Raw genomic sequence first — 5,144 nt, 5'->3', positions numbered from 1 at the left:
CAAAACAATCTGAAGAATAGCTCATCATTTCAATTAATTTGTCCTTTGTCATTTCAGAAATAGAATGAGGAGTGACCTCTATGCTATACTTTTGAAAGAAATCCAAAAGAAGTTGATTTCTTTGGCTATTTTTACTTAGATAGAGATCAATCATGAGAGACCTCCCAAAGATTCGGTTCCATTTGATATTCTGAGACAATCAAGGAATCTAATAAATTTGCGAAGTTAATCGGTTTCTTGTCTTCATCATAAGCTTTTACAGTTACTTGGGTTGTAAGTATTCCCTCTTTTCCCTCGGCTCGATAGCCTTGTCCATATAAAACAAAAACAAGATTTTGATTATCATCTACAAAGGCATCAACCCCATTCTTTATGTCTTGACTTTCAAGGAATTCCATAACGTTTTGAAGATAGGACTCGTAAAATAGTGGGTAGTTGTGTTTTTTATGGTAATCATCTAAAAATGTTACTTCAAACTCACATGGATAATTGGGTATCAAAAATAATTGTTCATCCAGCTGTTTGATTTCTGCATCATGTAATTCTGTTTCTAATTCATCACAATCTAGTATTGATTCTTCATTTAATGCTTTCATCTTTTTCCTCTATTTCTTTTAATTTCTTTGCGATTGCGGCAATCACAGGAACGGTTACACTATTACCAGCTTGTTTATAGAGCTGACTATTACTAGAGACTTTTCTAGCAGCTTCAAAAGCCCAATCAGGAAAGCCCTGCAAGCGAAAACACTCTTTAGGAGTGATTCGTCGTATCCTCAGACGGTAAAACTGTCCATCTATTAATACACCGGCTACATGATAAACTTGTTTATCTTCTCCTTCATAACTAGCAACTACTACTCCCATTTGTCCACTAGTTGTTAACGTATTAGCTATACCTTTTCCAACTCTACCACGACGATACTGAGAACTTGGTCTTTCCAAATTAATTGAATCTCCTATTTCTGCTTGAGCGTATCCTTTTTTCGTTGCTTCCCGTACTTTTAGAAATTTGATTGGTTCTGGAATTAGTATTTTGGGAATTTTATCTCCACCTTGCATTGTAGTCAGTGTTGGAGATAACCCCTCACTTCCATAAACTCGACCAGTTTCCTTAAAGCTAGTTGGTAAATCTCCAACAACGACAATACCATGACGATCCTGAGTATTTAAAGTAAACATCGCCTCTTGGTTTTCCTTAAAGCGTCTACCATTTTGTCTCTTGTCTAATCTATCTGGTGTAATGCAAGGAATCGCAATCTTAAATCCTTCTCCTTTTCCACGAACTAAGGTTGGCGCAAGACCTTCTGAATAATAGACTTTACCGCTCATTCCACTTTTTGATGGATTCAAATTCCCTAATGTTTTTAAAATCTCAGAGTTAGTTGCTTGACCTTCTCGTCTGAAAGGAAATAAGAGTCTGGTACTTTTCTTTCTAGAATGTCCGATAATAAACACCCTCTCTCTGTTTTGGGGAACGCCGAAATCCTTACTGTTAAGCACCTGCCACTCAACATCAAACCCCAACTCATCAAGTGTGGTAAGGATTGTGGTGAACGTCCGTCCCTTATCGTGATTGAGTAGGCCTTTAACATTTTCAAGAAAAAGAAAACGTGGTTGGATTTGTTTGGCCGCCCGAGCAATTTCAAAGAACAAAGTTCCTCTAGTATCTTCAAATCCCAATCGTCTTCCTGCGATTGAAAATGCTTGACAAGGGAATCCCCCACAGATGATATCGACTTTCCCTCTAAGTTTTTTAAATTCGTCATCTGAAACATCTCGTATGTCATGAAATTCAATTTCTCCTTCCGTTTGAAAAATGGACTTATAAGATTCTCTAGCAAATTTATCAATCTCACAAAATCCAATACACTCGTGTCCAACACTTTCCATTCCTAGTCGAAATCCACCTATACCTGAAAATAAATCAATAAATCTCATTTCTTGATCACCCCTTTCTGATCGACAATCAACGTCCAAAGAGTTATACCACTTGAAATTAAAATGAGCATAACTAATATCCACTCGATTGGCGACATTTAACCACCTCCTTTTCTAACACGGTTATTCCAAACAGAATACAAGCCGTTAAACACAAATTCAGCAAGTGCTTCCGCTCGTCTAACAAAGCGAACATTGTCAAGAGCATACTGATAGATTCTCTCAAAATCAGTCATAGCAATTTCACTGGCTGTTTCAGAAAAACCTTCTCGTCTAAATTGATCTTGTACCAATCCCCAAATATAATCTCGATCATATTTTGTGACCTTTTCTACTTTTCTTTTCAAGATAGGATGAGTATTCCTATCCTCCTCATCCTCAGTAAATAAAGAATCAGTCTCACTATATTTAGTCTCACTAACTTCAGTCTCACTAGGGGCTGAATATGAGACGGGGGCCGTTTCATTTTCAACCTGCCCTAGTCTTTTATTAACACTAGGCCTGTTTGAATTATCTACTGGGGTAGAAGATAATTCTCCTAAATAAATCTTATTAGCTAGTCTTCCTTTAACACTTGAAGACTGTTGAACTTCATCAATTAAGTCATATTCTTTAAGAGTTTTTTTGATGGACAGTAATTTTGACTTCGAACAACCTAACAGCCTCATCAGTTTAGAATTAGAAAATACTAAAAAAACCGCGCCTTCTTCATCTATCCAACCACGATTGAGAGATAATTCTAAACGATCTTTTAAAATAGAATAAGCCACCTTTACTTCTAGTTTCATATCCATATATTTCTCATCCTCAAAAAGAATTTTAGGTAATTTATAATACCGTTCTGAAGTTTGGTATTGATTTGCGGTAATTCGTTTCATAGCGCTCCTCCAAGTTCTTTGAGTATTAAATCTCCACTTGATTCCAATCGAACCAAGCCACTTTTTTCTAATTCAGCCATAAGAGATATGGCTTCAACAATGTCAATTCCCATTTCACGTACTAAAAATGAAATGACAATATAGCGTGATGATTGTAATTCTTTTGTCCTTTTCCCTCCAGAAAATAAAAAAAGGATAACAATATTCAACTGTTCTCCAAAATAATTTTATTTTTAAAAAAAACCCTGCCAAATTAATTTTTGGTAGGGTTTTTGGCAGGAAACTAAATTAATTTATCAGTTTCTAAAATGTGTTCACGATTCTAAAAGGCTGATACTATAGTATTCCGAATTCTAATTGGTATATGCCTCTTATTTAAGAGTAACTGAAGCACCTGCTTCTTCCAATTTAGCTTTAAGTTCTTCAGCTTCTGCTGCAGCAACGCCTTCTTTGATAACGTTTGGTGCACCATCAACAAGTTCTTTAGCTTCTTTAAGGCCAAGACCAGTGATTTCACGTACAACTTTGATAACGCCGACTTTCTTGTCGCCAGCAGCAGTCAATTCGATATCGAATGAATCTTTAGCAGCGGCAGCTTCACCAGCACCAGCAGCAGCTACAGCTACAGGAGCAGCTGCAGTTACACCAAATTCTTCTTCGATAGCTTTTACAAGGTCGTTCAATTCAAGGATTGAAGCTTCTTTAATTTCAGCAATAATGTTTTCAATGTTCAATGCCATTGTTATTTCCTCCAAATAATTTTTAAATTTATAATATTTTTTTCGTAGCTAGGCTACGCTGCGTAGCTTAAGATTAAGCTGCGTCTTCTTTGTTGTCTGCAACTGCTTTGACAGCAAGTGCAACGTTGCGAACTGGCGCTTGAAGTACAGAAAGGAGCATAGAAAGAAGTCCTTCGCGGTTTGGAAGAGTTGCAAGTGCAAGAATCTCTTCTTTTGATGCGACAGCGCCTTCAATTGCACCACCTTTGATTTCAAGTGCATCAGCGTTCTTAGCAAAGTCGTTCAAGATTTTCGCTGGAGCAACAACATCTTCGTTAGAAAATGCTACTGCAGATGGTCCAACAAAAACAGATACCAAGTCTTCAAGTCCAGCTTTTTCAGCTGCACGACGCAAGATTGAGTTTTTGATAACTTTGTACTCAACTTCGCTTCCACGAAGCTCACGACGAAGAACGGTATCTTGCTCAACAGTCAAACCACGAGCGTCAACAACGACGATAGATGCAGCAGCTTTCATTTTCTCAGCAACTGCGTCAACCAGTTCCGCTTTTTTAGCAATAATAGCTTCACTCATTTAGTGTTTCACCTCCGTAATTATTTTGCTTGGGGAATTTTCCAAAAGAAAAACGCGCCCAAACCTAGACACGAAAGTACAATACGCTTCTTTTTACATGATACGTTTTGTCCTCGGTAGGATCTTTATGAGTCGAGCTCCCCTACTGTCTTAGGCAGTTTTTTCAAACCATTGATAATTATAGCAAAAGAAAAAAAAGATTGCAAGCTTTTTATACAATCTTTTTAAATTTAGTCATTATTTTCTGCAAATCGCTTACTTGACTAATATCTACTTCTTTCCCTTAGTCGAAAGTCGAAAGTTTCGAGTTCAATATAATCAAAGTTCTCTCTTATATAATCAAATAAGGCATCTTTACGAGCTTTCTGATTAATTCCGGCAAAACTTCGCAACTCATTTGTACGGAGTTCAGATTCACTGCCATCAAGATACCATGCAGAAAAATGAACTCGTCTCAACTCATGACCACCGGAAACACGAAAAACATACACCTTCATAAATGCATCTATCTTAGAACATTCTGGTAGATAGACAATATCAAATGTCCTGTAACAAATGAGATGATTGCCATAAACCAAAACTTGCAAATCTTCGTCAAAGTAGTCCGCATCATTAAGATTTTGCCAGTCCTCCTCAAGCTCAGGGTAACAATCTCTCAATTCCTGAATATTGCTGTTTAACAGAAGATTATTTTTTATCATTCTATAGATAGATTCGACTAAACTCATATGGAACCAAATAAAGAAAATGATCAACATAAAATTTTCACGAATCAAATCTAGCCAAAATGAAATACCTAACTCCAATGCATAATAAATAAAACCGCACGAAAAAAAACCAAAGAAGATAGCACTCATTACTGGACTAATCATCATCAAAATTCTAGCTTTTAGCGGCGAAAACTTAATCCTTTCCCCACTTCCCTCAGTTCCTCCTAAACTCAATTCTTTATCTCCTTTTATATCGAATTCCCCCTCTTGTGTATGTAACTTTGTTTCCATCTGGCGACTGAAC

The 5,144-nt window shown here is 36.8% G+C and carries 7 protein-coding genes and 1 other annotated feature; all 7 genes read right to left on the bottom strand.

Features of this window, described 5'->3' with window-relative positions:
• Positions 1-146 precede the first annotated feature (146 nt).
• On the bottom strand, positions 147-596 hold the full coding sequence (locus K4H96_RS11840; RefSeq protein WP_227956544.1) for a hypothetical protein: 450 nt from the start codon (positions 594-596) through the stop codon (positions 147-149).
• The gene (gene dcm / locus K4H96_RS11835; protein ID WP_001210970.1) at positions 580-1,938 is read right to left on the bottom strand and encodes a DNA (cytosine-5-)-methyltransferase; all 1,359 of its coding nucleotides are present in this window, start codon (positions 1,936-1,938) and stop codon (positions 580-582) included. The genes K4H96_RS11840 and dcm overlap by 17 nt, the downstream gene beginning before the upstream one ends.
• A 98-nt stretch (positions 1,939-2,036) precedes the next feature.
• Complete coding sequence (locus K4H96_RS11830) at positions 2,037-2,816, bottom strand: replication initiator protein A (RefSeq protein ID WP_000822762.1); 780 nt, start codon at positions 2,814-2,816, stop codon at positions 2,037-2,039.
• Positions 2,813-3,025 carry a hypothetical protein gene (locus tag K4H96_RS11825; protein WP_227956543.1) on the bottom strand — a complete coding sequence of 71 codons (213 nt, stop codon included), beginning with the start codon at positions 3,023-3,025 and terminating at the stop codon, positions 2,813-2,815. Before K4H96_RS11825 ends, K4H96_RS11830 begins: the two co-directional genes overlap by 4 nt.
• Before the next feature lie 162 nt (positions 3,026-3,187).
• On the bottom strand, positions 3,188-3,556 hold the full coding sequence (gene rplL, locus K4H96_RS11820) for a 50S ribosomal protein L7/L12 (protein WP_002900419.1): 369 nt from the start codon (positions 3,554-3,556) through the stop codon (positions 3,188-3,190).
• A 73-nt stretch (positions 3,557-3,629) separates the two neighbouring features.
• Entirely contained in the window at positions 3,630-4,130 is a 501-nt protein-coding gene (rplJ, locus tag K4H96_RS11815) for a 50S ribosomal protein L10 (RefSeq protein ID WP_223336824.1), read from the bottom strand.
• A gap of 37 nt (positions 4,131-4,167) precedes the next feature.
• Positions 4,168-4,303 (bottom strand) — a sequence feature (ribosomal protein L10 leader region).
• A 90-nt stretch (positions 4,304-4,393) separates the two neighbouring features.
• Positions 4,394-5,005, bottom strand: a complete 612-nt coding sequence (locus tag K4H96_RS11810) for a hypothetical protein (RefSeq protein WP_168956349.1) — start codon at positions 5,003-5,005, stop codon at positions 4,394-4,396.
• Positions 5,006-5,144 lie beyond the last annotated feature (139 nt).

The organism is Streptococcus sanguinis, from assembly GCF_020729765.1.
GTDB classification, from domain to species: Bacteria; Bacillota; Bacilli; order Lactobacillales; family Streptococcaceae; genus Streptococcus; species Streptococcus sanguinis_Q.
The sequence above is the reverse complement of the archived record's forward strand: the minus strand, read 5'-3'. Positions and strand labels throughout refer to the sequence as shown.